A 25292-nucleotide genomic window follows, 5' to 3' on the forward strand; every position below is an offset into this window, starting at 1 on the left:
GTATTCAACCGTTACTGTAGAAACATAACGTGATCTAATCACCCTATTCCACACATTGGACGCTTCTATGAGACCTTTAGGGTGAACACATAACTCTATTACTCGGAGTTTGGGCGAAATAAAGGCGTTTGGTGTCAACTAAGGTGATCATTTCGCTCTATTTTGGCTCAAAACGGGCAATGATGAGGGAATAAGGTGAAATAGTAACTCTAACTCTATATATCTTGGTGCAGCAGGGCAGGCCAGATCGTGGGCGTCCTAACCAGCCCCAAAATAAAAAAAAGGTTGTTCTCACCGGCATCGATTGCCGGTAGAACAACCTTTTTTGCTCCGCTACAGCTTCCCGATCACCAGCGACAAAATGCCGGCGGCGATCAGAGGGCCAACGGGGACGCCGCGGAAGAAAGCGACGCCGAGCACCGTGCCGATCAGCAACCCGGCGACGACGGTCGGCTGATTGCCCATCAGGGTTGCGCCGCGGCCGCCAAGCCAGGCGACAAGCATGCCGACGCCGATCGCGAGCAGGGACTTCCAATGGAAGAAGGAAGCCCACAACGTCTGGATGGAGATTTTGCCGCTGGCGACGGGCGTCATTACGCCGATGGTGAGAATGACGATGCCAAGCGTCAGGCCGTATTTCTCCAGCCAAGGGAAGGTATAGTGCATATGCAGCACGCGAAGCAGCAGCAGTACGATCATCGCTACGGTAATCGGCATGTTATTGCTAAAAATACCGAGCGCAGCCATCAGCAGAAGAAGCAGGGCTGTCATATCGATTTGGTTCATGATCCACCTCCTGCGGTGAAATCCGTTAAATTCTTATTCGTTGCTTGATGCTCTCGAACCGAGAATATGCTCGGCGATTAGCTTGCCATGGCCGCGTCCGGTTTCAATGAAGACCTCGTTGGCGTTACGTCCGGATGCAATTACCCCGGCAACGTAAAGTCCAGGCACGTTCGTCTCCATGGTCTCTGGATCGAACACCGGCTTCTCCATGTCGCCGGCCATGTCGACTCCGGCGGAGAATAACAGCTTGCGGTCGGGACGGAACCCGGTTAACGCCAAGACGAAATCGTTGGCGAGCTCCGTCCGTTCGCCGTTTGCCTCTTGAATGACAACGCGGTCGGGTAGGATTTCGATCACCCGCGAGTTCAGACGCAGGGCGATTTTCCCCTTGCTCACCGCACTTTCAAACAACGGCCGCACCCAAGGCTTGATGTTCCCGGACAAGTCATCCCCGCGATACACGACGGTGACTTCAGCGTTCACGCGGACTAGCTCCAGCGCGGCATCCACCGCGGAGTTGCTGCCGCCGATAATCGTGACCTTCGTACCGGTATAAGGATGCGCCTCCTGGAAATAATGCGTGACCTTGTCGGTATTTTCTCCCGGAATGCCTAAAATATTGGGGTGATCGAAATACCCCGTCGAGATAATGACATGTCTAGCTTGATACTCCGCCGGCTCGCCGCCGCGTTTCTCTGAGCGGACCACAAACGTGCCGTCCGTCTGCCGCACGACTTCATTCGCTTCTTCATAGGCCAACACGGGTACGTCATAATGATCGCTCACTTTGCGGTAGTAGGCCAGCGCCTCATGGCGGAAAGGTTTATCATTTGCCGACGCAAAAGGGACATCCCCGATTTCCAGCAGTTCGGCCGTACTAAAAAACTGCATATACGTCGGGTATGAATAGATGGAATGGACAAGGCAATGTTTCTCTAGAACAAGCACCTGCAGTCCGCGACGCTGGCATTCGATGGCTGCCGATAGACCGCACGGCCCAGCTCCGATGATGATGACATCCAGCATGGGAACCTCCTCATTTACATAGATTTCAAACGATTTTTCAAAACAATTCCATCCTACCGCAAATACCTCGGAATTGCCAACCATCCGCTGGCCTTGGCAAAGGGAGAATGATGTGGCAATCCTATGACATCTTGGATTTCGAAGGTTCAAACCCACATTTTTAGAGTACACTAATAGTGTAAGCGGTTACCTAAAATTTAAAGGAAGTTTAGGAGGTGCCGAACATGCTGTCCTGGTTTAGAAAACGCAAACCTGCCCGTGTCTTGGTCCCTGAAGCCATAAAGGTTAAGCTGGACGAAGTTCGACGCGCTGTGCTTCGTTATGAAGCCGATATGCCTGACGGCATAAACCGGTTATCGCTGCTGCTGCCGGACGGAAGTCTGGATATGAAACGCCTGTCGCGTTATTTGGGCGGAATTACAGATCAACGCTTTTTCTTGTCGAGAGAAACCTATGAAATATTTGCGGAAGAAGAACGCGAGATCCCGTATTATCTGGATCTTGTGCAAGCCGCCGTGGACAACTATGTTGAGGATCAAGGCAAGCTTCCGGTGCTGGACGAATCGCGCCAGTTGGAAGTTGATTGCCGACTGTTGTTGCGGGAGCATTACTTGAAAGAGCTGCCTCCCTTCCCGCTGTATGTAACTGATCAGGAAATGATGTTGACCCATCGTCCGAAACAGGTGATATAACCGTTGAAGCGCATTCCCGGGGAGCCGGGGGTGCGCTTTTTGTTTGACAGGCTGTTTTACAATAGAGAGAGACAACTGGGGAAAGTGGGGAAAGTGGATTGCAGCTAAAAGCCGTTTTGTTTGACCTGGATAATACGTTGATGGATCGCGATTACACCTTTCGCAGCTTCGCGCTGCAACTCGTGCGAGAATGCCTGGTACCGATGGACGAGACACGCCGGGAAGAGCTGGTTGCGGAAATGATTGAGCGAGATAAAGATGGATATAGGCCGAAGGAGGGCTTTTTTCAGGAGCTGATCGATTGGCTTCCTTGGCGTAAGGAGACCACGATAGAGGAGCTGAAGGCCTATTACGACCGCCATTATATGACCCATGCCAAAGCGATGGACCATACGGAGCATACCCTGCAGGCTTGCCGAGCGAAGGGACTTCGGCTTGGAATCATCACGAACGGGTACAGTCATTTGCAGCATGCAAAAATCGATCTGCTTCACCTTCGCCGGTTTTTCGATGCGATCGTGGTGTCCGGGGACGTAGAGATCCGTAAGCCGGATCGGCGGATTTATGAGCTGGCCCTGGAGCGGTTGGGGTCCTTGCCAGGGGAGACAGTGATCGTTGGCGACCATCCCCGCAACGATATCTGGGGAGCAGCGCAGGCGGGGATCCGTGGCATTTGGCTGCGGCGCAAGCACGATTGGGACGAGACGCTCGAAGGCGGCAAGCCTTGGCGGACGATTTCGGAGCTGAATGAAATCCCAGCGCTGCTGGAACAATACGAACAGGAGCCGTGCGGGACAGGAAAGGATTGACAAAGTCCGCCGTCATCCTATATGATGTGTACAAATTCTTATGAAGGAGGCTGTTATTTATGGTGAAGGTACTTGAAGTGCGCGTAAATACGGTCTCCTTGGCGGGAAAATAAGGCGCTGCATCCGATCGAATAGCGGAAGTCTATTCGAATGCAAGCAGCGCGAAGCCGCGGGACCGTTATCACGTCCCGCGGCTTTTTTATGTCCGCCGTCCCCTTAGGGTGACGGTGGGCCTTGAACTGAAGCCGCGGGACGATGGGTCCCCGCGGCTTTTTATATGGCTGCATGCGAGGTGCCGCAGCAGCGAGCCATGGGATCGCCAAGGAGACGAGAAGACGGAACGTCGGAAGGTCATTCATTATTGATTTGAGGCAAGCAGCCCAAGGAGGAAAAGGAATTGAATTTACAAGAACTAGGATGGAACGCGGAGCGGGAGAATGCTTTTCGCGGACTGGGGATAGAGCAAGTCTGGCCCGGGCGGATCATCGCCGATCACGGCCATAAGTATCGGGTCGCTTCGGAGCGAGGAGAGGGCTGGGCGGAAATGAGTGGTCGTCTGCAATATGAGCTGGGTGAACGCAGTGAGTTCCCGGCGGTAGGAGACTGGGTCGCATTGCGCTTTCTTAGCGAATCGGACGGAGATGCCGTCATTCACGGCTTGCTTCCACGAAGCAGCCGAATCTCCCGTCGGGCAGCCGGGTCGGTGCCGACGGAACAAGTCGTAGCGGCCAATGTTGACCTGCTGTTTCTCGTCGCCGCGCTGAACATGGATTTTAATCTTCGCCGATTAGAGCGTTATTTGATCATGGCCTGGAACAGCGGGGCATCACCGGTCATCGTGCTGAGCAAAGCCGATTTATGCGATGATCCGGAGCGTTACGTCGCCGAGACGGAATCGATTGCGCCCGGCGTGCCCGTTATTGCGGTCAGCGCTTTGGAGGACCTAGGCAGGGAGCAAGTAGACGTTTTGCTGAAACCCGGAGTTACGGTCGCGCTTACCGGATCATCTGGGGCCGGAAAGTCGACCATTCTAAACTGGATGGCAGGGGAGGAAGTGCAGAAAACTCAGGCTATACGTGAGGACGACAGCCGGGGACGGCATACGACGACACATCGCGAGCTGTTTGTGCTTCCGCAAGGCGCGGTCATGATTGATACGCCGGGGATGCGGGAGCTGCAGCTGTGGGACGACGAAGGCGGGTGGTCCGAGGCGTTTGGCGACATCGAGGAGCTGGCGAAGCAATGCCGTTTCGGGGATTGTCGTCACCAACGAGAAGCCGGCTGTGCGGTCAGGGAGGCCCTGCAAAGCGGACAGCTTGAGCGCAAACGGTTTGAGAACTATCTGAAAACGCAGCGGGAGCTGAAGTTTCAGGCGGAAAAGGAGCAATCCCGTCAACGCTCCGTGCGAGCCGCAACATCAAGCAAAGCTGGCCGACAGGAGACGCGCGGCAAAGGCGAGCAACGGAGACGATACGCTAGCGACTGGGAGTAGGCCAACCCGCAAGGTCAGGAACAAACAAAAATAGCCAGTCAGGGATAATTCCCGACCGGCTATTTTTTTATCTTACTTCGGTTGAATCGGCAGCCATTTCAGCACGTCCTGGATTTTCGCGTCCCAATAGCCCCACTCGTGGGAGCCTGGGCCTTCCTCGTAGGTCAGCGGCAGGCCGGCACGGGTGCAAGCTTCGCGGAACGTCTGGTTATCTTCGTACAGGAAATCCTCCGTGCCGCAGCACTGATACAACCGGGGAACCAGCTTGCCGTTCTGTAAGTCTTGAGCGAGCGGGTCCAACAGCGTCAGCAGATCGTTATCTGTCCCCTGCGGCCCAGACTCGCCGAAAATGCGCTGGAACAGCGGCGACAACCCATGCTGGCTGTTCGCGATGTCGAGCGCGCCCGACAAGCTGGCCGCGGCGGCAAACGTCTCCGGCTTGCGCAGCGCCAACTTGAAGGCGCCGTAACCGCCCATTGAGAGACCGGCGACAAACGTATCCTCACGCCGCTCAGACAACGGGAAGAACGACCGGCACAATCGCGGCAGCTCCTCGCTGACGAAAGTCCAGTAGCGGTTGCCGTAGGCCATATCCGAATAGAAGCTCAGATCGACCTGAGGCATAACGACAGCCAGCCCTAAACCCGAAACGTAACGCTCGATGGAGGTGCGACGCAACCAGATGGAATCGTCGTCCGACATCCCGTGCAGCAGATAGAGGGTTGGGTAAGGCCCGGCCACTCCGGGAGCGGACATCCCGATTTGCGATTGTGCGGGTTCGGGCAAAATGACGGTCATCGAGGTACTGAGGCCTAACACTTCCGAGAAAAAACGACATTGAAACAGTGCCATAACGCTCATGCTCCTTTTCATTATGCCGCCTCAGGCACACGCAAAGTAAGCGTTTACCAAAGCGGTTATAGGGTATGGATAATCCTATAATTACACAGTCCATTATACCGCGGAAACCTTGAAATCTGAAATCATCCGAAACGCTTGACAAGAAATCGTGCTAAAATATACATAACGGGTTGTTCCAGGGCTAGAAAGTGACAACGCTGGGGGTGGATCAAGTGAATTTCCCCTGGAAAAGAAATCTGTACGTGCTGTGGCTTGGCGTATTTTTTTGCAGCACCGCGTATTCTATGGTCATTCCATTCATGTCCTTGTTTATCGCGCACGATCTTGGGGTAACCGAGCATCTAACCCTTTGGTCGGGGGTCGCGTTCGGCATTACATTTTTGGCCGGCGCTTTGATCTCTCCGTATTGGGGGTCCCTATCGGACAAGTATGGCCGGAAGCCGATGTTGCTCCGTTCCGGGTTTGCCTTAAGTGCGGTTTACCTCCTTTACTTCTTCGTCAAAGATCCTTATCAGCTGATTGCCGTTCGCATTTTATCCGGTCTATTGGCTGGATATGTGCCTTCCGCCATCGCACTGGTAGCAACGAATACGCCGGAGAAGCATGTAGGCTATTCGCTTGGAATCATGTCGACGGCCGGGGCGGCAGGAGGCATTATCGGGCCGCTGGTCGGCGGTTCGCTCAGCAAGTTTATCGGTTATCGGGAGTCGTTTTTGGCGTCGGGCTGCGTTGTGTTGATCTCGGCATTGATTGCCCTGATCTTCGTGAAGGAGCAGAACTTTGACCGCAACCGCGAGCGTTCGCATGTGCTGGACGATCTCAAGGAAGCATCGGCCAATCGTCCGCTGATGGGGAAGCTGTTCGTCGTCCTCATCGTAACCGCTTCGGTGATGGTACTCGAGCCGCTGCTTTCTTTGTACGTGCTTGACCTAGGAGCTTCAGCTTCCAACGCGTCGTTTAGCTCAGGCATCATCTTCTCGGCGGTGGGAATCTCCACAGTAATCGCTGCTCCACTCTGGGGCAAGATCGGGGAGCGGATCGGCTACCGCAATACGCTGATGATCGGCTTGATCGGCGGCGGAGTTGGCAATATTTTGCAGCATTTCTTTCACTCTCTCGTCGGCTTCGGGGTGTTACGCTTTGTTTACGGCTTGTTCTTTGCCGCCGTGTTCCCGGCGCTAAACGCCTTAATCGTACAGGCGACGAAACCGGAATTTCGCGGGCGCGCCTTCAGCCTGAACCAATCGGCCAGCCAACTCGGGAATATGGTTGGGCCCATTGCCGGCGGGGCGCTGGGAGGATGGATCTCCATCCCGATTGTGTTCGTATTGAACGGTTTGCTGCTGGCGATCACGGCGGCGACCCTCCGATGGAAGTCGCTGTTTGGAAGCGGCCGCCCGAAGGAACGGAAATTGTCCAACTCATGATGATCGACGAAATGAAAAAAAGGCTCCGTGCGATTCAGCGATAAGCTGAAGCACGGAGCCTTTGCTATGGATTTGCCGCTAGATTAATAGAGAGATAGCGCAAGAGAGTCAAACTCGCTCTTGCTGTGCAAGATGGCTTCTGAACCCTCGATTTCAATGCTGATGAGGGAGTTTAGGCACTTCTGCAACGCTTGCTTGCCATTATAATATTTGTACTCGAGCGCGCTCGTCAGTAGTTTCAAAGTACGCTGCACAGGCTGCTTGCTATCGACATTGAAGTAAACCGGTACCAGGTTGTTTTGGAAGTTGATCAAGATTTTCATAAGAATCACCTCTATACAGTGGTTTCATAGTACACATTGTAGAATATAAATCTTAAAAAAAGATTAAGAAAACATTATGTTTAGATAAATGTTTGATGACAACAGGCAATTCAGGACAGAAGTCGTGGTTTGAACGCCCGATACAACTAATACGGACATTCGAATTAAAAAGTTTCATGTTCTATGAAAATTATGCTTCACCTCCTATTTTCATGGGTACAATGTAATAGATTGGCAAAAATTTCCGAGCATCGGGAAATCGAATAGTGGTATGATTACTGCGTCGAACTGCGTAAGCAAGACCCAATTTGAAGGAGGTGGACGGATGTTGATTACGGATTCTCCCCGCAAGAAAAAAGTGGTGCTTCAAGCTAGCGAATGGTTGTACTTGGCAGAGCGGCTGGGTATAAACCTATGGTTGGATCCGAACCATCCCTTTCATGTCTTTTTGCGGGAGACGCCCGACCCGGATACCGGAGACGTAAGAGAGACGCTGAGAAGTAAGGGTTATATGGCGGAATCGACGCAAGGAGATCGGTTAAGCTTACCGCAGCATGTCCTGGACGATTTGGTCGTGGCATCCGCCTCAGGCAAAGCTTGCCGCCTGACCTACACATGCGGGAAACGGAGCTATGAAGAATATCTACATATCGCTGGCGATCAGGTGATCCGGTTGGAAAGATTGGCTGAAGAGACATGCGGTTTATCGATCGAACGGACAAACGGGGGGAAGCCGCTTAGCGGCGCGTTGGCCGGCCGGATGAAATGGAATTCACGGACGCCGGGCGAGCTTCCCGCATTGATGATGTCCAAGAAGCAGTTTGATACGGTGATGAACCAGACTGGAGAGCTGGATCGAAATCAGCTTGCCGCCCTCCTGGCGGACATGACGGGCGATATGGAAGGAAGTATAGCCTTGGCGAAATGTATAAAGACCCCGTTAGCCCAAGGCGAGATCCGGTTCTATGCATACAGCGGAGAGTGTTGGGAATTGCAGCAGATGCAGTTTATGAACAATACGCATATGAACTGGCTGATTCGATATAGCGCCAAGGATGAGGAAGATTGGATGATTGCGACACCAACACCCCGTCAGCAATTTCAGGAGATTCTATTGAAATGGTTCCATCAGGCGATCGAAGCTGAATGAAGGGATCACCCGAATGATATAGAGATCGAAGGCGAGACAGCTGTCTGTTAGTGACAGCTGTTTTTTTATGAACAGGAATTGATTTTAGTGTTAATAATGTATATATTGTTTATATACACTGTTAACAAAATAACCAGTCAAGAAGGTGAAGCATGGATATTTTGCTTTCCCATTCCTCGGGTGAACCGATCTATCTGCAGATCGTTACGCAAATTCGCGATGCGATCCTGCAAGGTAAGCTGGCGCCGGGGACAGCGTTACCTTCCATTCGGCAGTTGGCTAAGGATTTGCAGATCAGCGTCATTACAACGAAGCGAGCCTACAACGATTTGGAGCAGGAAGGCTTAATCGATTCGGTCGTCGGTAAAGGGTCATTCGTTTCCGGCGGAAATCAAGAATTTATCCGGGAGCAACGACTCAGAGCGCTGGAAAGCAAGCTTCGGGAAGTTCTGGAAGAATCCAAAAGCCTTCCGATGTCAACGGATGAACTGATCGAGTGGATCAAACTATTGGATCAAGTAGGAGGAGGCGCTAAAGGATGAATGCAGTTGAGGTGGAAGGGCTCGTCAAGCATTACGGGAACTTTGCGTTGTCGGGATTAAGTTTCTCCATACCGCAAGGGTACATTACCGGGCTGATTGGGCCTAACGGAGCGGGGAAAAGCACGGTGATTAAGGCAATCATGGGGATGGTGTTGCCGGAAGAAGGGCGAATCAACGTTCTTGGTCACCCCGTTACGGGGAACGAAGGCAGTTACAAGCAACAGATCGGATACATCTCCGATGAGAATATTTATTACGAATATCTGACAATGGAGCAGATGAAGCGGATCGTCGCACCCTTTTACGAACGCTGGGATGAGGCATTGTTTACGAAGTACATGGAGCTGTTTGAACTGCCGAAACGCAAAAAAATCAAGGATTGCTCCAAAGGGATGAAAATGAAGTTTGCCATTGCATTGGCACTGGCGCACCATCCGACGCTGCTGATCATGGACGAGCCGACGGCCGGATTAGACCCCGTATTTCGCCGAGAGCTCCTCGATCTGTTGGCGGATTATATTTTGGACGAAAACAATACGATTCTGTTCTCGACCCATCTCACGACCGACCTGGATCGTGTAGCGGATTACGTGACGTTCCTGAACCGCGGCGAATTGGTGTTCTCCGACAGCAAAGACGAGGTACTGGAACGCTACGTGATCGTTAAGGGGAGCAGCGAACTCCTGGATACCGATGTAAAACGGGAATTGATCGGCGTAAGGGAAACGGCAGTAGGTTTCGAGGCGCTGGCCAAAGACCAGGAGCGGGCTCATGCCCTGTTTGGGACTCATGCATTGTTCGAGCGTCCCACGCTGGAAGAGATTATGTATTTTACGGCAAAAGGGGGGAAAGTGAATGCCTAACCTCATTCATCTTGTTCGTAAGGACTTCCTGCTGTTGCAGCGGTATCTCTGGCTTCTATTCATTTATATGGTGGTGTTCTCCGGGTTCGTGCAGTCGGATGGTTCGCCTTTGTACGGCATGCTGCCGGGGATGGTGCTGATTCTGGCGCTGAATGCAGATATGCGTCTTCCCAATCATCAATTTCTAGTCAATTTACCCGTACGCCGGAGTTATCTCGTTTTATCCAAATACGTTTCCGCCTTTGTTTTAATGCTGATCGCTTTTGTGTTCTGCATTCTGTTAAACACCGGGGCGAACGTGGTTCATGGCCAGCCGGCAACTTTCAACTTCGGTCAAATGCTTGGGATCTTCTTGGCGCAAATCGTGTTTATGGCGATTTATATCCCGATCTACTATTGGCTGGGTTTGAAAGGTGCGCAATATTTGAATGTGGCGATGATCATCGTGGTGATGATCGGAAGCCAACTCTCGTCTAACTTGTTGAGCGACGAAGATAGCTTGCAATTGTCGGCTTCCATCTCCACCCATCCCGTTGTAACAGGTCTTCTCGGGGCTAGCGTGGGGATCCTGGCCCTCGTAGTTTCTTATCTCATCTCCCGCATGATTTTTGCCCGTCGGGATTTGTAATCGCGTCGGGTTGACTTAAAAACACCCCGAAATGGGTAATCTGGATAAAGGCAGGAAGATTATCGCCCAAGAACCCATTTTCATCTCAGGAGTGTGAAGCCATGACAAGCAATCAGACGACGAATCGCGAACGGTTCCGGGGGAAAACGGCGATCATCACCGGAGCCGGTTCCGGCATTGGTAAGGCGGCGGCGGTGAAGTTGGCCAGCGAAGGGGCGCAGGTGGCGTTGTTCGATCTGCTGGATGAGCGCACGGAGCAGGCGGCACGTGAAATCAATGCCATCCGCGAAGGGGCGGCCCAAGCGTATGACGTCGATGTGGCAGACCCGCATCGGGTTGAGCAGGCGGTTCGCGAAGCGGCCGAGCACTTCGGCGGCATCGATGTCGTATTCGCTAATGCGGGCATCAACGGCAAGCTGGCACCGGTCGAAGATTTAAGCTTCGAGGATTGGGAGAAGACGCTAAGCATCAATCTGACGGGCACGTTCTTAACCGTAAAATATACCGTCCCCTATTTAAAACAACGGGGCGGCGGAAGCATCATCATTACCAGCTCCATCAACGGGAATGATACATTTTCCGGCTTTGGCATGTCGGCTTACAGTACAACCAAAGCGGGGCAGGTGGCTTTTGCCAAAATGCTGGCTCTGGAGCTGGCCCAATTCAAAATTCGCGTGAATGCCATCAGCCCAGGCGCCATTTCCACCAACATTGACGCTTCGACGGAGAAGAGCAAGGAGCTGCAGGAAATCATTATCCCGGTTAAATATCCGGAGGGGTCGCAGCCCCTGGCGGACGGACCGGGCCAACCGGAACATGTCGCGGATCTCGTCGCTTTTCTGGGTTCCGATGAAGCGATCCACATCACCGGCGCACGGATCGTGATTGATGGGGCAGAGTCGCTGTTATAGAGGATAACCGCATTGCTGTGGTCATGCCGCCGCTCTAGTATGTGTGCGGGAGCAAAGACCGACCGAGTTTGGATGCCTTAGCCCGAGACTGTCAGGAAATGACCTTCTCGGGCGTTCTTGACGTGGACGCGCCCGTACAACGATACTCGATTATGAACCATGTAAGGGGGCTGGATGATGAAGCAAAACAAGTATGATGATGCGAATTTTTTCTCGGCGTATGAAAAAATGCCGCGTTCAGTGAAAGGTCTGGAAGGGGCAGGGGAATGGCATGTATTGCAAGCCTTGTTACCCGATTTGCGAAACAAGAGTGTCCTGGATTTAGGTTGCGGTTTTGGGTGGCATTGCCGATATGCTCGCGAGCAGAGAGCAAGTTCGGTGGTCGGAGTAGACCTATCCGAGAAAATGCTTCAAAAAGCCCGTGAACTGACGGATGACCCTATGATTACGTTTATCAAACTGCCGATTGAAGATATTCATTTTTCTGAAGCGCAATTCGACGTAGTTATTAGTTCATTGGCCTTCCACTATATTGAGTCTTTTGAAGCTATCTGTAATAAGGTTTATCGTTGCCTAAAGGCGAAAGGTGTATTTATTTTTTCCGTTGAACATCCAATTTTCACTTCTCGAGCCGAACAAGATTGGTACTATGATGACCAAGGAAATCGCATGCATTGGGCGGTCGATACCTACCAGAATGAGGGGGTTCGTGAAACCTCATTTCTAACCGATAACGTGATAAAATATCACCGAACGTTGTCCACCTATCTCAATAACTTAATTCAAGCTGGTTTCAGGATTAGAGCGGTGAATGAACCCATTCCTTCCGAAGAAATGTTGAGAAACACTCCTGAAATGGTGGATGAATTACGAAGACCCATGTTTTTAATGATTTCTGCTGAAAAGCCCTGAGGGGAGGAATTGGCTTGCTGTCATGGTTGGCGGAACAAAAAATTGCGGAAGCGATGGCGCGCGGGGAGTTCGACGATTTACCCGGGAAGGGGAAGCCGCTGAAAGTTGAAGATTTGTCCGGAGTTCCGGAGGACCTCAGGATGGCTTATAAGTTGATGAAAAATGCTGGGTATGTCCCCGAAGAAATCCAGCTGCAGCAGGAGATGGTCCGGCTCGCCGACCTGCTGGCCGCCTGTGAGGAGGGGCCGGAGAAGCAGGCCTTGAAGAAGCAACTGTCGGAGCAACGTCTGCGGTTAAACCTGCTGGCTGACGAGCGCGGTCTGCTGACGAATCCGGCGTTCCGGCAGTATGAAGAGGCGATCCGCCGGAAGCTGGAGTAGGAGGTACATGGTGCTGGGGCCTGGGGCGGGCAGCTTACGACAGGGAGGTACCGGGAAGCAGTTGTCGTATCATCGTTTCGGTCAACACAAACGGTTCCCGCGATATTCGGTCCAAGTGGAAGCCGGGAATCAGGTCCTTGGCGGATACGTCTTCCGGTTGGTCAAGTAAGCCGCTGATGTAGGCGAGCCAGCCGATAACCGTTTCCGGCTTTGTGCCGGCGGCACGGAGCGCGGAGATCCCCAGATCACCGTGACGTTTGGCCAGCCGCCGTCCGTCCTCGCCGAGAATGAGCGGGGCGTGGGCGAACGTCGGCGGCGTGAGCCCTAACGCAGCATAGAGGTGAAGCTGACGCGGAGTCGAATCCAGCAGATCGTCGCCGCGCAGGACATCGGTGATGCCCATCCGAGCATCGTCAACGGTCACCGCCAGCTGATAAGAGTACAGGTGATCGGCTCGCCGCACCACAAAATCACCGCCGCTTCCCGGCGGGAAAACCTGCGGCCCGGCGATGCCGTCGACGAAGCTGACGGCCGCAGGGTCGATCGCGAAGCGAAGCGACGGCTCTTTGTGCTGCGCCCGACGTTCCCGTTCTTCCGCGCTTAAGCTACGGCAGGTGCCGGGATAGGGCGCGCCTTCCGAGGATAATCCGTGCGGCGCACCGGCCACGGCCAGCAGCTCGGCCCGGCTGCAAAAGCACGGGTACAGCCGTCCGTCCGCGTCAAGCTTCCCGAGTGCTTCCTCATAGAGCTCGGTTCGCTGGCTTTGATAGTACGGTCCGGAAATTTCTGAAGCGCCCGGACCTTCATCCCAATCCAGTCCCAGCCAGCGAAGATCGGTGATGATCCGTTCCGTGATCTCTGGCTTGGAGCGCTGCGTGTCGATATCTTCAATGCGCAGCACGAAGACCCCTCCGGCCGCACGCATTTGCAGCCAGGATAACAGCGCAATCTTGGCATTTCCTAAATGCATGTCGCCGGAAGGCGTAGGTGCAAAACGACCGCGTTTCATGTTGCTTCACTTCCTTGGTTTATCCTAGATTGAATTCGATTTTTCGCTTATAAAATGTAACTGACGTTAAAAATTCCGAAGTCTATTCGGTTTTTCATATAGATTCTACTCTTACGTGCTCTAATTGCGCAAATGGATATGAAATATCATATTCATTTCGAAGAAGTCGCCGATCACGTTGGATTCTATTCGATTTTTCGCATACATTCGTCCGATTGCTTCTAATGGTCCATGGCGGGAGGTACTTTTACAAGCGTGCTTCGGGCTCGCGGGGTTCGCCGCTGCTCTCCGGTTTGAAGGAGCTGCCGGGGGCGGGAGGCTCCAGCTTCTCGATGTCGATTTTGCGGATTCGGCTGTCTTCGCGTTCCAGTACTGTAAACTGCAAGTCCCCATAGACCAGCTGCGTTCCTACTTCAATATCAAGGTTCTGGCCATAGATCCAGCCTCCGATCGTATCCGCATCCTCTTCCTCCAACTCGGCGTCCAGCCAATCGTTGATTAACGAAACCGAAACTTTGCCGTCAACGATGAGGTGATTCGCTGCAACCTCCGTAATTTCCTGCTCTTCCTCCGCATCGAATTCATCCCGAATGTCGCCGACGATTTCCTCCAGAATGTCCTCAATCGTAACCATTCCGCTTGTTCCGCCGTATTCGTCGATCAGTACGGCTATATGCGTACGTTCCTTTTGCATCTTAGTCAGCAAAGCAGGGAGGGGAATGTTCTCCGAGACGGTCATCACCGGCCGGACCAACGAAGCCAAAGGAGCCCCCGCCTGATTGTCAGGGGCTAGAAATAACGCTTTCGTATTGATGACGCCGATAATATTGTCTTTATTTTGGCGGATAACAGGGAATCTCGTATATTGTTCTTGGCGAATGATTCGCAAATTTTCCTCGCGGGACTTGGTCGCATCCAAACAGACCATGTCGGTTCTCGGGACCATGATGTCTTTGGCGAGCAGCTCGTCGAAGGTGAAGATCCGGTTCATGAAGCTGTACTCATTCTTGTTGATTTGACCGCTTTCCAGGCTTTCGCTCAGCAGTATCCGCAGTTCCTCTTCACTATGCGCGTCGCTCCATTCCGCTGCGGGTTTTAGGCCAAGAAGCGAAACGATACGGCGGGAGGAACGATTGAGCAGCCAGAGGAAGGGGGACAGCAGGGTACTCAGCCCTAACAGCGGCCGGGCTGCGGTCAAGAGGATGGCTTCTCCGCGCTGGGCGGCCAGCACCTGAGGGACCAATCCGCCAAGCACGACATGCAAGTAGGTGATCAACACGAAGGCAATCAGAAAGGAGAAGAAGGTTTCCACTGTGGCGGATAACGGAAGGTAGGCAAACGAAGGCGACAGCACGCTGCGGACAGCTGGTTGGCCAAGCCATCCCAGTGTCAACGAGTTGGCTGTGATCGCCAGTTGGCAGGTCGACAATGCCTGATCGATTCGTTCCGACAAGGCCCGGAGTGCTGCCGCACCGCGACGTCCTTCCCGTTCCCAAGCCTCGATGGTTCGTGGGCGCAGGGCACGCAGGGAAGCCTCCATGATGACGAACAATGCGGTTAAGGCAATCAGTAGAAAAATGACGAGCAGCTTGAACATGATGTTTGCCCTCCAGTCCTTTAAGACCTTGCTCCATATGGTAAAATGTTTTCATAGTGTAACCCGTAAGGAGAGAATCATGACAAAGCTTCCTTTGCCTATTGATGAAGTTATACCTGAACTAAAAACGGCGCTTGGCCGTTCGGGAACTGCCGTACTGCTGGCAGAGCCCGGTGCGGGCAAGACGACGCGGGTGCCGCTGTCGCTGCTAAGCGAACCTTGGATGGAAGGACAGCGGATCCTGCTGCTGGAACCGCGTCGGTTAGCAGCTCGGGCCGCTGCTGTATATATGGCATCCCAGCTTGGTGAAGCCGTTGGTGAGACGGTCGGCTACCGGATGCGGGGAGACAGCCGGGTATCGGCGAAAACGCGGATTACGGTCGTGACTGAAGGGATATTGACACGGCTGCTGCAGCAAGATCCGGCGTTGATCGGAACCGGTTTGATTATTTTTGACGAATTTCATGAGCGTAGCTTGCATGCCGATCTCGGACTGGCATTGGCCTGGCAAAGCCGCCAGTTGCTACGCGACGATTTGCGGCTGCTGGTCATGTCGGCGACGCTAGACCCCGGGCCGATCGCGGACTTGCTGGATGGCGCGCCGGTCGTGCAAAGCCGGGGGCGGATGTTCCCGGTGGAGACGGTGTATGCGCCGGGCACACCTAAGGAGTCGCTGGAACGTACGGTGGACCGGGCCGTTCGCCGGTCCTTAACGGCGCATGACGGCAGCGTGCTGGTGTTTCTGCCAGGCGCGCGGGAGATCCGCCGCGCCGAGTCGCTGCTGGCGGGCGGCGGGTTACCCGCCGACGTCATGCTGGCGCCGCTGTACGGCGCGCTGCCGCAAGCGGAGCAGCGGCGGGCGATCGAACCCGCGCCGGCGGGGCGGCGCAAAGTCGTGCTGGCGACGTCGATCGCCGAGTCGAGCCTGACGGTGGACGGCGTGACGGTGGTGATCGACAGCGGTCTCCGCCGCACGTCGTTGTTCTCGCCGCGCACCGGCATGAGCCGGCTCGTGACGGCGCGCGCGGCCCGCGACTCCGCCGACCAGCGGCGGGGGCGTGCCGGGCGAACGGCGCCCGGCGTGTGCTACCGCCTCTGGAGCGAGGCGGAGGACCGCCTGCTGGCGGCGCGGACGCCGCCGGAAATGCTCGAGGCGGACCTCGCGCCGCTCGCGCTGGAGCTGGCGGCGTGGGGCGCCGCCGCTCCGGACGAGTTGGCGTGGCTCGACGCGCCGCCGCCGGCGCCGTACGCGCGCGCCGTCCAGCTGCTGCGCCAGCTGGACGCGCTGGATGCGGCCGGGCGCATCACCGCCCACGGCCGCCGCATGGCCGCGCTCGGGCTGCACCCGCGCCTGGCGCATATGCTCCTGCGGGCGCGCGAGCTTGGGCTCGGCGCGCCGGCTTGCGCGCTGGCCGCGCTGCTCGAAGAGCGCGACCTGCTGCGCGGGCCGGCCAGCCGCGACGCGGATCTGCGCGGCCGGCTGGCGCTGGTGCTGGCCGCGTCCGGGCGCGCGGCCGGGCCGGACGAGCTGCGGCGCGTCGCCGCGCTCGCCCGCCAGTGGGAGCAGCGGCTCGCCGAGCTGGAGCGGCTCGCGTTTGCGGAGCCGGACGGCTATGCACCGTCCGGCTCGCTCGATACGTCCGCCGAGCTCGGCGGAGCGGTCGTCCCGGAGGCCGCGGACGACCCTGATTACGAGCCGCCGGACGGCGAAGAAGCGGCCGGCGCCTCTGTTACCGCCGGCCTTGCCGCCCCGGCCATAACTCCGGCCATCCGCACGACCGGATCGTCCGTTCAAACGGACCTTGACCGCAGCTGCGGCTTGCTTGTTTCCTTCGCTTATCCGGATCGGATCGCTAGCCGTCGTCCAGACGGGCGGTATTTGCTGCGAAACGGGCGGGGCGCTCAACTGCTCGTCAAGGATTCGCTGGGCTCGGCGGCGTTCTTGGCGATTGCCGAGGTTGACGACGAGGGAGCGGAAGGCCGGATCTTGCTTGCGGCGCCGCTGGAAGAGGAGGACCTCTACCGCCATCACGCGGCGGAAATCGCCGAGGAACGAAGTGCAGAATGGGATGACGTCTCCGGTACGGTACGTGCTCGAATCCGTCGGACGTTCGGCGCGATCGTACTAAGGGAGCAGCCAGACCCAGCACCTAGCCCCGATCAGATCACGGGGGCATTGCTCGATGCGGTCGCCGCCAAAGGCGTCGCCATTCTGCCGTGGACGGAGAAGGCTCGGAAGCTGCAGGAGCGCCTCATGTTCTTGTATCGCCTTAACAACGAGTGGCCGGACGTCTCCGACGAGTCGTTGGGAACAACCGCCGAGACGTGGCTGGCGCCGTATTTGTCCGGCGTTCGCAAGCGGGCGGACCTGCAGGCGCTTTCTCTATACAACATTCTGGAGAACCTGTTAAGCTGGTCTCAGCAACAAGAGCTGAACGCGGAAGCGCCGACACATTTACATGTCCCCAGCGGTTCCAAAATTCAGATTCATTACGATGGGCCTCAGGCTCCTTATGCCGCTGTCCGTCTACAGGAAGTATTCGGCATGATGGAAACTCCGCGGATCGGGTTCGGGCGGGTTCCCATTACGCTTCACTTGTTATCACCGGCTAGCCGACCCGTTCAGGTGACTTCGGATCTGCGAAGTTTTTGGCAAAACACGTACTTCGAAGTGAAAAAAGATCTGAAGGGCCGTTACCCTAAGCATTACTGGCCGGATGACCCGCTCCAGGCGACTGCGACCCGAAGGGTTCGTCCGGACGGACAACGTTAAGCTAGAGTGGATGTGAACCGCTGGTTAAGAAATAGGATTTGTATGCGAAAAATCGAGTATATTTTGTTCAAATCAGCCGATTTAGCGAATGATATATGAATTTTCATACAAATACGTGGGGGAAGCTGACGGAAGCTAGATTTCTATTTGAAAAATCGAATACATTGACCTAACCGTGTGTCATCACACGCCGTAAACGCAGCGATCTTCTCGGATCGCTGCGTTTTTTTGTGATGCGTGAATGCGATCAAATAATAGAAATTTATCCTTTATTCACCAATTCTATTATGATTTAATAGATTTGTAAGCGTTTCGAAGAGTTTCGATTGGCGCCGGGACATTCTCTTTGGAAACTTACGGATATGTAGAGATGCGGGGACTTTTAGGAGGTGATTGGCCGCGGCAGGCGTAATCCAATGGGTAAATCAAGAGGAAGGGTGTTGCTAGCTTTATTCCATTCCAACTTCGATTGAAAGAGAGGGATTTTAGTGATGCATTTAATGAGAACCCGAAGTTTCGCCAAGAAGTGGAAGTTGTTTACCATGACCTGTCTCGCCTTATCACTGCTGCTCCCAGGCGGCCTGCTCCAGCCGAAGGCCGCTCAGGCGGCCGACCCCTACAAAATCGTTGCCTATTATCCATCTTGGGGCGCTTATGCCCGCAATTTTAATGTCTTTGATATCGATGCCTCCAAGATCACCCATATCAATTATGCTTTCGCAGACATCGCTTGGGACGGCCGCCATGGCAATCCCGACCCCGCCGGGCCGAATCCGGTAACCTGGCCGACTCAAGACGAGAAAGGACAAACCATCAACGTGCCTAATGGCACGATCGTGCTAGGTGATCCCTGGATCGATGCCGGTAAGCAATTTCCCGGCGACACCTGGGATCAGCCTATCGCCGGGAATATCCATCAGCTGAACAAGCTGAAGCAGGTGAATCCACACCTGAAGACGATCATCTCGGTGGGCGGGTGGACCTGGTCGAACCGCTTCAGCGATGTGGCCGCCAGCCAGGTTACGCGCGAGACGTTCGCCAATTCCGCCGTCGACTTCCTGCGCAAGTTCAATTTTGACGGCATCGATTTGGACTGGGAATACCCGGTATCCGGCGGGTTGCCTGGCAATAGTTATCGCTCGGAGGATAAGCAAAACTATACGAAGCTGCTGCGGGAAATCCGGAACAAGCTGGATGTGGCCGGGGCTGCCGATGGCAAGAGATATTTGCTGACGATCGCTTCCGGGGCTTCCCCTTCCTTCGTCAGCAATACGGAGCTAGGCAATATCGCCTCCATCGTCGATTGGATCAATATTATGACCTATGATTTCAACGGCGGCTGGCAACAGATTACTGCTCACAATGCACCGTTGTACAACGATCCGGCGGCAGGTAACGCAGGCGTCCCAAGCGCTTCGGTATTTAATGCCGACACGGCGGTACAAGGTCACTTGAACGCAGGCGTGCCTGCGAATAAATTGGTGCTTGGCATTCCGTTCTACGGTCGCGGTTGGGATGGGGTAAACAACGCGGGTAACGGACAATACCAAAGCGCCAGCGGGGCTTCATCCATCGGAACCTGGGAAGCCGGCTCGTTTGATTTCTACGATTTAGAAGCGAACTACATTAATAAAAACGGGTATACCCGTTATTGGAACGATACGGCCAAGGTGCCTTACCTGTATAATCCGTCCAACCGGCGTTTTATCTCCTATGATGATCCGCAATCGGTCGGCTTCAAAACCGATTATATCAAGGATCGCGGCCTCGCCGGCGCGATGTTCTGGGAACTGAGCGGGGACCGTAACAAAACGCTGCAAACTAAGCTGAGAAACGACTTGGGCGGAGGCGTGACACCGCCGGTGGATACGATAGCTCCGACTGCGCCGACTTCTGTTACGGCATCCTCCAAAACGTCCAGTTCTGTGACGTTAACCTGGCAGCCGTCTTCTGATAACGTGGGCGTTGTTGGGTACAATGTCTACCGGAACGGAACGCAAGCCGCCAGCGTATCGGGGACGACGGTAACGATCAACGGCTTAGCACCTGCTACGGCGTATAGCTTTACGGTTGTTGCACGAGATGCGGCGGGCAATGTCTCACAGGCCAGCGCTCCGCTCTCGGTAACGACCGATCCGGGAACGAACCCGGGCGACACGACGGCACCGACTGCTCCGGGCAATGTTACGGTAACGGCCAAAACTTCGTCCAGCGTGAGTCTGAGCTGGAGCGCTTCGTCCGATAACGTCGGTGTGGCCGGATATGAGGTGTATAATGGCAATCAATTGGCCACGACGGTGACTGGGACGTCGGCTACCCTCACGAGCCTCGCGCCTTCGACTTCCTACACATTTACCGTGAAGGCGAAAGACGCGGCCGGCAACAGCTCTCCGGCGAGCAGCGCAGTGACCGCAACGACGGATTCGACAGGTACGGGTCCGGCGACGTGGGCGCCTTATACCGCATACACCGTCAATCAACTCGTGACGTATAACGGCGTAACCTATAAAGTGATACAAGCCCACACTTCGCTGCCGGGCTGGGAACCGGATAAGGTGCCGGCTTTGTTCCAGGCACAATGAAGCCTTGAGCAGGACGAGAAAGGGAGAGATTTGATAGTTAAAATTTCGAATATCTGACATTGCGTGAACGCTTTCAATTTTTCTATTGACGCTAAGGAGAGCTTGAATTATTATAGTCACATAACCGAAAACCAAATGACTTTTGGCGTGTTACCGTTGATCTAGAATGGGCATGAGCCAAGGAAAGCAGTCCTACTTTATATAGGCTTCTTTTCTTGGCTCTTATTTTTTTGCGCCCGTTTCTCCTGGTCACTCGAGAACAGGCATAGAGTTCCCGTAAAGTTGCCAGAATATAGGAAGTCAGATAGGAGGAGAGTCACTTGTTTTCCAAATGGAGAAAGAAAAGCACCGAGAATCAAGTATTAGAGATCTTATCGCCGCTAACGGGAGAGGCCGTGGCGCTCACGCAAGTGCCAGACGAGGCATTTGCCGGAGGACATATGGGGCCGGGGTTGGCCGTCGAGCCCACCGAAGGACGGCTGGTGGCTCCGTTTGACGGCAAAATCGTTCATGTCATCAAGAGCAACCATGCCGTGATGATGGAGCATCCGTCTGGCTTGCAGTTTCTGTTCCATCTCGGCATTAATACGGTGTCGCTCAAAGGCGAGGGCTTTACCGCCCATGTCGCCGTGGGAGACAAGGTGAAAACGGGTCAGCTGCTGATCGAATTCGATCTCGCGAGCATTCGTGAGGCGGGGTATCCATTGATTTCCCCAATTATAGTAACAAACGCCGGAGAAGTGACGAACAGCGTGGAAACCCTCACCGGTCCTGTGACGGCAGGCGGAAACGTCATTTTGAAGGCGGTTTTACAATAAAATTTAGGTAGTAAGGAAAGGATGGTTTGTGCATGCTAGCTTTTCTCCAGAAAATCGGTAAGTCATTGATGCTGCCGGTTGCAACACTGCCTGCGGCGGCGATTCTGCTCAGGTTCGGCAGCATCGACTACATCAAGGATTTTCACCTGGGGGATGGGGTAGGGGGATTTCTCAACACGTATATCGCTCCGTTCCTGGCAGCAGGCGGGGGAACGATCTTCGACAATCTTCCGCTCATCTTTGCTGTCGGCGTAGCGATCGGTTTGGCCGGAGACGCGGTAGCCGCTTTGTCCGCTGTTATCGGTCATCTGATTTTGCTGAACGTGCTTGGTAGAGTACCCGGCATTTTCCCAGGACTCATGCAATCCGCCGATACCAAATTGGACATGGGCGTTCTTGGCGGGATTATCGTAGGTTGCATTTCGGCCTATCTTTACAAACGGTACCATAATATCAAGCTGCCGGATTGGTTAGGGTTCTTCGGCGGCAAACGTTTTGTTCCCATGGTTACCGCGATAACGATGGTTGTTGTCGGGTTGATTTTCGGCTTGATTTGGGGCCCGGTTCAAACCGCCCTGGATATCTTCGGAGATTGGGTAACCAGCTTGGGCGGCTTCGGTTCGGCTATTCATATCGTTGCCAACCGCTTGCTGATTCCGTTTGGTCTTCACCACATCATCAACTCGATCGTTTGGTTCCAAATCGGAGACTTTACCAATGCCGCTGGCGACGTCATTCACGGCGACTTGTACCGGTTCTTCGCCGGCGACAAAACGGCGGGTATGTTCATGACCGGCTTCTTCCCGATCATGATGTTTGGTCTTCCGGCCGCTGCCTTTGCGATTATTCATACGGCTAAACCGGAAAAACGCAAAATGGTTAGCTCCATTTTCTTGGGGGCCGCATTGGCTTCTTTCCTGACAGGGATCACGGAGCCGTTGGAGTTTGCCTTTATGTTCGTTGCTCCGCTGCTCTATGCCGTTCACGCTGTTCTGTCGGGGATCGCGGCTTATGTTACTTACGCGGTCGGCATGAAACTGGGCTTCGGTTTCTCTGCCGGTTTCATCGATTATGCGATCAACTATCAAATCTCGACCAAGCCGTTGCTGCTCATTCCGATTGGTCTAGTTACGGCAGTCGTTTACTATGTGATTTTCCGCTTTATGATCGTCAAGTTTAATTTGAAAACGCCAGGTCGTGAAGACGCAGAAGACATTGCCGAAGTGGTCGAGGAATCCCCTGCCGGAACAGGTAAGGTAAGCAGCGACAACCGTTCGGCCAAAATCCTGGCCAACATTGGCGGACCGGATAACATTGAGTCCGTGGATGCGTGCATTACCCGCCTTCGCCTCGTCGTCAAGGACGATAAACAGGTCAACGATGCCGCTTTGAAACAGCTGGGCGCATCGGGTGTCATGAGACTCGGCAAAGGCGCAGTCCAAGTCGTGTTCGGACCACAATCCGAAGCGATCAAGGATGACATCAAAAAATTGCTGTAAGGCAACGCACGTTATACAAAGCAGGGCGGAATCGCACTTCCGCCTTGCTTTTTTATTTTACGGTTCAAACGGGAGAAAGGATTCAAAATTCTGTCTAAACCTTGTCAGCCGGGCCTCGACTTAAGTAAAGTTAAGTCGATGGAAGACGGGTTAAAGGAGATTCTTTGATGTCTTACAAATTCACGAAATGGCTGATTTTGATCGTTCCGACGTTGGTTGTCGGGGTATGGGAGGTGGTGCGTCACCAGTTTCTCATGCCTTATGTGTCAATGGAGCTGGGTAATGTGTTAACGCCGATCCTTTTATTCGCAGTGAGCATTACCTTGTTGTACCGCTGGTTTGCTTACCTGGAACGCATGCAGGAGGAACTGCAGCGGGAAAGGGCGCTGAAGGTTCGGCTGGAACAGCGGGAACAACTGGCACGGGAGCTTCATGACGGCATTGCGCAATCGTTGTTTTTGCTCTCTGTGAAAGTGGACCGGGCTGAACGCCGGCAGCCGGCGTCAAACGGAGCTTATGACTGGAATGAACTGCGCAAAACGATTCATGAAGTGAATCGTTATGTGCGCGAAGCCATATCTGACCTTCGAATTCCGTCGAATGTGAAGGAAGGCGAAACAGATGAAACTTCAATGTCGTCGCTCGTCCGCCGGATCGCCGCCGAGCAGCAGCTCACTTTGCGTTTGGATTGGCATCTAGAGGAAACCCATTGGCTGCCGAAAGCGAAGATGGAGTTGTTATCCTGTGTGCGAGAAGCGGTTGTCAATGCAGCGAAGCATGCGAGGGTGCAAGATATCGAGATCACGTCATTGGGAGATCAACACAACTTCGTCATGAAAATCATCGATCATGGATGTGGTTTTACGCCGGAAGATGCTCAGAATGGCCGCTACGGTCTGCAAATTATGCGGGAGCGGGCGAACGAGATGGGTTGGGAATTGCTTGTCGCTTCCCGGCCGGGAAGAACAACGATCGAAATTCGAGGAGGAGACGGTTGTGATGAAGGTCCGGGTACTGGTCGTTGACGATCACCCTCATGCGCGGGAAGCCATTGGGGAGATCTTGGCCGAGGATGAAACGTTCGAAATTGTGGCTTATGCGGAAAATGGAGATGAGGCGATGGCCCAAACGGAGCGTTGGATGCCTGATTTGATCCTAATGGATATCCGTATGCCTGGAAAAGACGGTTTAGAGGCAACCCGTGAGATCAAGCTGCGCTACCCTTACGTGAAGATCGTCCTGATCACGGTGTCGGATGACGCCGCTCATCTGTTTGAAGCGCTGAAGCAGGGGGCTCAGGGGTATCTGCTCAAAAATCTGGAGCCCGGGACGTGGCTGGAGTATTTAAGAGCTATAGCCAGCGATGAAGCGCCTTTGTCCAGTGAGCTGGCCTTGCGTATTTTGCAGGAGTTTCCGGTGACCAAGAAGGAAAGCGGCGAACAACCTCCGTTAACATCCCGCGAACGGGAAATCCTTGGTTGGGTAGCCCAAGGCATGACCAATCGGGAGATCGCTGGGGTCCTGCACATTTCGGACCAGACCGTCAAAAACCATCTGAAAAACATTCTGCAGAAGCTGCATTTGGAGAATCGGGTTCAATTGACGCGATATGCTCTGGAGCAGGGATGGATCGATCGTCGAAGCTGATATTCCGTACGGATATGCCAGGCGATGTTGTTGTGATGGAAATCACAAGTCGTGATTGCTATCCGTTCTAAACTAGGATTAGTTCCTAGTTAAAGAAGGGGGAGAAGCGGATGAACCATCGTCTGAAGGCTGCGGTTTGCTTGCTAGGCGGAATGCTTCTGCTATCGGCGTGCACCGACGCCCCGGGGCGCTACATCGGCGGTTCGGAGCCGGCGACGGAAGCGAAAGGACCGGTGAAGTCGTTTACCGTCCATGCCAGCCCATCGGGATACGACACAACCGAAATCAAGGTCAAGCAGGGCGATACCGTGCGGATTACGCTGGAAAATACACAGGGGATGCATTCGCTAAAAATCAAAGGATACAATAAGGAAGTTCGGGGTGGCAAGACGATGACCTTCACGGCGGATCAAGCTGGGACCTTCGAGTATTCCTGCAACATCTCCTGCGGTAAGAATCATAAGGAAATGAAAGGTACCTTGATCGTAAAATAATAAGCTGACGGCTCATCACAAGATGAGGCCGCCAGCTTTTTTTGATTAGAGGATAAGGTCATGAGCTTAGT

24 protein-coding genes are annotated in these 25292 nt (G+C 54.1%); 18 read left to right on the forward strand and 6 right to left on the reverse strand.

Annotation, left to right across the window (positions count from 1 at the left end):
* Positions 1 to 333 precede the first annotated feature (333 nt).
* Positions 334 to 786: a DUF441 domain-containing protein gene (locus MKZ15_RS10545; protein WP_155608821.1), complete on the reverse strand. Its 453-nt coding sequence runs from the start codon at positions 784 to 786 to the stop codon at positions 334 to 336.
* 33 nt (positions 787 to 819) lie between these two features.
* Entirely contained in the window at positions 820 to 1812 is a 993-nt protein-coding gene (locus tag MKZ15_RS10550) for a YpdA family putative bacillithiol disulfide reductase (protein ID WP_155608822.1), read from the reverse strand.
* A 224-nt stretch (positions 1813 to 2036) separates the two neighbouring features.
* Between MKZ15_RS10550 and MKZ15_RS10555 the strand changes: the two genes are divergently transcribed.
* The 3 genes from MKZ15_RS10555 (at position 2037) to rsgA (ending at position 4805) form a co-directional block, all read left to right on the forward strand.
* Positions 2037 to 2504 carry a DUF3939 domain-containing protein gene (locus MKZ15_RS10555; protein WP_155608823.1) on the forward strand — a complete coding sequence of 156 codons (468 nt, stop codon included), beginning with the start codon at positions 2037 to 2039 and terminating at the stop codon, positions 2502 to 2504.
* A gap of 98 nt (positions 2505 to 2602) precedes the next feature.
* Positions 2603 to 3313: an HAD family hydrolase gene (locus MKZ15_RS10560; protein WP_213621695.1), complete on the forward strand. Its 711-nt coding sequence runs from the start codon at positions 2603 to 2605 to the stop codon at positions 3311 to 3313.
* A 397-nt stretch (positions 3314 to 3710) separates the two neighbouring features.
* Positions 3711 to 4805 carry a ribosome small subunit-dependent GTPase A gene (rsgA, locus tag MKZ15_RS10565; RefSeq protein WP_339821811.1) on the forward strand — a complete coding sequence of 365 codons (1095 nt, stop codon included), beginning with the start codon at positions 3711 to 3713 and terminating at the stop codon, positions 4803 to 4805.
* A 72-nt stretch (positions 4806 to 4877) separates the two neighbouring features.
* On the opposite strand, the gene MKZ15_RS10570 is transcribed toward rsgA, so the two are convergent.
* On the reverse strand, positions 4878 to 5657 hold the full coding sequence (locus MKZ15_RS10570; RefSeq protein ID WP_193415276.1) for an alpha/beta hydrolase family protein: 780 nt from the start codon (positions 5655 to 5657) through the stop codon (positions 4878 to 4880).
* Between the two features lie 221 nt (positions 5658 to 5878).
* On the opposite strand from MKZ15_RS10570, the gene MKZ15_RS10575 reads away from it, so the two are divergent.
* Positions 5879 to 7093 carry an MFS transporter gene (locus tag MKZ15_RS10575; protein ID WP_339821815.1) on the forward strand — a complete coding sequence of 405 codons (1215 nt, stop codon included), beginning with the start codon at positions 5879 to 5881 and terminating at the stop codon, positions 7091 to 7093.
* A gap of 83 nt (positions 7094 to 7176) precedes the next feature.
* Here MKZ15_RS10575 and MKZ15_RS10580 read toward each other — a convergent pair whose 3' ends face one another.
* A complete protein-coding gene (locus MKZ15_RS10580; protein ID WP_155608826.1) occupies positions 7177 to 7416 on the reverse strand; it encodes a hypothetical protein in 240 nt (79 codons plus the stop codon).
* 325 nt (positions 7417 to 7741) lie between these two features.
* Here MKZ15_RS10580 and MKZ15_RS10585 point away from each other — a divergent pair, with 325 nt between their 5' ends.
* The 7 genes from MKZ15_RS10585 to MKZ15_RS10615 all read left to right on the forward strand — a co-directional run bounded on the left by MKZ15_RS10585 (position 7742) and on the right by MKZ15_RS10615 (position 12802).
* Positions 7742 to 8566: a hypothetical protein gene (locus MKZ15_RS10585; protein WP_339821819.1), complete on the forward strand. Its 825-nt coding sequence runs from the start codon at positions 7742 to 7744 to the stop codon at positions 8564 to 8566.
* 152 nt (positions 8567 to 8718) lie between these two features.
* The gene (locus MKZ15_RS10590; protein ID WP_155608828.1) at positions 8719 to 9108 is read left to right on the forward strand and encodes a GntR family transcriptional regulator; all 390 of its coding nucleotides are present in this window, start codon (positions 8719 to 8721) and stop codon (positions 9106 to 9108) included.
* Positions 9105 to 9971 carry an ABC transporter ATP-binding protein gene (locus MKZ15_RS10595; protein WP_193415279.1) on the forward strand — a complete coding sequence of 289 codons (867 nt, stop codon included), beginning with the start codon at positions 9105 to 9107 and terminating at the stop codon, positions 9969 to 9971. The genes MKZ15_RS10590 and MKZ15_RS10595 overlap by 4 nt, the downstream gene beginning before the upstream one ends.
* The gene (locus MKZ15_RS10600) at positions 9964 to 10599 is read left to right on the forward strand and encodes an ABC-2 transporter permease (RefSeq protein ID WP_339821824.1); all 636 of its coding nucleotides are present in this window, start codon (positions 9964 to 9966) and stop codon (positions 10597 to 10599) included. Before MKZ15_RS10595 ends, MKZ15_RS10600 begins: the two co-directional genes overlap by 8 nt.
* A gap of 101 nt (positions 10600 to 10700) precedes the next feature.
* Positions 10701 to 11510, forward strand: coding sequence for an SDR family NAD(P)-dependent oxidoreductase (locus MKZ15_RS10605; protein ID WP_339821827.1), 810 nt, complete (start codon positions 10701 to 10703; stop codon positions 11508 to 11510).
* A 177-nt stretch (positions 11511 to 11687) separates the two neighbouring features.
* A complete protein-coding gene (locus tag MKZ15_RS10610) occupies positions 11688 to 12422 on the forward strand; it encodes a class I SAM-dependent methyltransferase (RefSeq protein WP_339821829.1) in 735 nt (244 codons plus the stop codon).
* An 8-nt stretch (positions 12423 to 12430) separates the two neighbouring features.
* Positions 12431 to 12802, forward strand: coding sequence for a DnaJ family domain-containing protein (locus MKZ15_RS10615; RefSeq protein ID WP_339822382.1), 372 nt, complete (start codon positions 12431 to 12433; stop codon positions 12800 to 12802).
* 34 nt (positions 12803 to 12836) lie between these two features.
* On the opposite strand, the gene gluQRS is transcribed toward MKZ15_RS10615, so the two are convergent.
* Both gluQRS and MKZ15_RS10625 read right to left on the reverse strand, forming a co-directional pair.
* Positions 12837 to 13811 carry a tRNA glutamyl-Q(34) synthetase GluQRS gene (gene gluQRS / locus MKZ15_RS10620; protein ID WP_339821833.1) on the reverse strand — a complete coding sequence of 325 codons (975 nt, stop codon included), beginning with the start codon at positions 13809 to 13811 and terminating at the stop codon, positions 12837 to 12839.
* 247 nt (positions 13812 to 14058) lie between these two features.
* Positions 14059 to 15408 (reverse strand): hemolysin family protein, encoded by a 1350-nt coding sequence (locus MKZ15_RS10625; RefSeq protein ID WP_339821836.1) that lies wholly within the window; start codon positions 15406 to 15408, stop codon positions 14059 to 14061.
* Between the two features lie 79 nt (positions 15409 to 15487).
* Here MKZ15_RS10625 and hrpB point away from each other — a divergent pair, with 79 nt between their 5' ends.
* The 7 genes from hrpB (at position 15488) to MKZ15_RS10660 (ending at position 25221) form a co-directional block, all read left to right on the forward strand.
* A complete protein-coding gene (gene hrpB / locus MKZ15_RS10630) occupies positions 15488 to 18181 on the forward strand; it encodes an ATP-dependent helicase HrpB (protein WP_339822384.1) in 2694 nt (897 codons plus the stop codon).
* Positions 18182 to 18672: 491 nt separating this feature from the next.
* The gene (locus MKZ15_RS10635) at positions 18673 to 20763 is read left to right on the forward strand and encodes a glycosyl hydrolase family 18 protein (protein WP_339821839.1); all 2091 of its coding nucleotides are present in this window, start codon (positions 18673 to 18675) and stop codon (positions 20761 to 20763) included.
* A 320-nt stretch (positions 20764 to 21083) separates the two neighbouring features.
* Entirely contained in the window at positions 21084 to 21581 is a 498-nt protein-coding gene (locus MKZ15_RS10640) for a PTS glucose transporter subunit IIA (RefSeq protein ID WP_155608561.1), read from the forward strand.
* Between the two features lie 32 nt (positions 21582 to 21613).
* Complete coding sequence (nagE, locus tag MKZ15_RS10645; protein WP_213621688.1) at positions 21614 to 23080, forward strand: N-acetylglucosamine-specific PTS transporter subunit IIBC; 1467 nt, start codon at positions 21614 to 21616, stop codon at positions 23078 to 23080.
* 167 nt (positions 23081 to 23247) lie between these two features.
* Positions 23248 to 24105: a histidine kinase gene (locus tag MKZ15_RS10650; protein WP_339821843.1), complete on the forward strand. Its 858-nt coding sequence runs from the start codon at positions 23248 to 23250 to the stop codon at positions 24103 to 24105.
* The gene (locus MKZ15_RS10655) at positions 24080 to 24727 is read left to right on the forward strand and encodes a response regulator transcription factor (protein ID WP_193415398.1); all 648 of its coding nucleotides are present in this window, start codon (positions 24080 to 24082) and stop codon (positions 24725 to 24727) included. The genes MKZ15_RS10650 and MKZ15_RS10655 overlap by 26 nt, the downstream gene beginning before the upstream one ends.
* Positions 24728 to 24837: 110 nt before the next feature.
* Positions 24838 to 25221, forward strand: a complete 384-nt coding sequence (locus MKZ15_RS10660; protein WP_193415287.1) for a cupredoxin domain-containing protein — start codon at positions 24838 to 24840, stop codon at positions 25219 to 25221.
* Positions 25222 to 25292: the final 71 nt, after the last annotated feature.

It is taken from the genome of Paenibacillus sp. FSL R7-0216 (assembly GCF_037969915.1).
GTDB lineage: Bacteria > Bacillota > Bacilli > Paenibacillales > Paenibacillaceae > Fontibacillus > Fontibacillus rhizolycopersici.

Coding starts and splice junctions, on each gene's coding strand:
- MKZ15_RS10550 (WP_155608822.1), bottom strand. CDS start 1,812: ATGCTGGATGTCATCATCATCGGAGCTGGGCCGTGCGGTCTATCGGCA.
- MKZ15_RS10545 (WP_155608821.1), bottom strand. CDS start 786: ATGAACCAAATCGATATGACAGCCCTGCTTCTTCTGCTGATGGCTGCG.
- MKZ15_RS10600 (WP_339821824.1), top strand. CDS start 9,964: ATGCCTAACCTCATTCATCTTGTTCGTAAGGACTTCCTGCTGTTGCAG.
- MKZ15_RS10660 (WP_193415287.1), top strand. CDS start 24,838: ATGAACCATCGTCTGAAGGCTGCGGTTTGCTTGCTAGGCGGAATGCTT.
- MKZ15_RS10625 (WP_339821836.1), bottom strand. CDS start 15,408: ATGTTCAAGCTGCTCGTCATTTTTCTACTGATTGCCTTAACCGCATTG.
- MKZ15_RS10655 (WP_193415398.1), top strand. CDS start 24,080: ATGAAGGTCCGGGTACTGGTCGTTGACGATCACCCTCATGCGCGGGAA.
- MKZ15_RS10555 (WP_155608823.1), top strand. CDS start 2,037: ATGCTGTCCTGGTTTAGAAAACGCAAACCTGCCCGTGTCTTGGTCCCT.
- MKZ15_RS10580 (WP_155608826.1), bottom strand. CDS start 7,416: ATGAAAATCTTGATCAACTTCCAAAACAACCTGGTACCGGTTTACTTC.
- MKZ15_RS10570 (WP_193415276.1), bottom strand. CDS start 5,657: ATGGCACTGTTTCAATGTCGTTTTTTCTCGGAAGTGTTAGGCCTCAGT.
- MKZ15_RS10610 (WP_339821829.1), top strand. CDS start 11,688: ATGAAGCAAAACAAGTATGATGATGCGAATTTTTTCTCGGCGTATGAA.
- MKZ15_RS10595 (WP_193415279.1), top strand. CDS start 9,105: ATGAATGCAGTTGAGGTGGAAGGGCTCGTCAAGCATTACGGGAACTTT.
- MKZ15_RS10590 (WP_155608828.1), top strand. CDS start 8,719: ATGGATATTTTGCTTTCCCATTCCTCGGGTGAACCGATCTATCTGCAG.
- hrpB (WP_339822384.1), top strand. CDS start 15,488: ATGACAAAGCTTCCTTTGCCTATTGATGAAGTTATACCTGAACTAAAA.
- MKZ15_RS10635 (WP_339821839.1), top strand. CDS start 18,673: ATGCATTTAATGAGAACCCGAAGTTTCGCCAAGAAGTGGAAGTTGTTT.
- MKZ15_RS10585 (WP_339821819.1), top strand. CDS start 7,742: ATGTTGATTACGGATTCTCCCCGCAAGAAAAAAGTGGTGCTTCAAGCT.
- MKZ15_RS10650 (WP_339821843.1), top strand. CDS start 23,248: ATGTCTTACAAATTCACGAAATGGCTGATTTTGATCGTTCCGACGTTG.
- gluQRS (WP_339821833.1), bottom strand. CDS start 13,811: ATGAAACGCGGTCGTTTTGCACCTACGCCTTCCGGCGACATGCATTTA.
- MKZ15_RS10605 (WP_339821827.1), top strand. CDS start 10,701: ATGACAAGCAATCAGACGACGAATCGCGAACGGTTCCGGGGGAAAACG.
- nagE (WP_213621688.1), top strand. CDS start 21,614: ATGCTAGCTTTTCTCCAGAAAATCGGTAAGTCATTGATGCTGCCGGTT.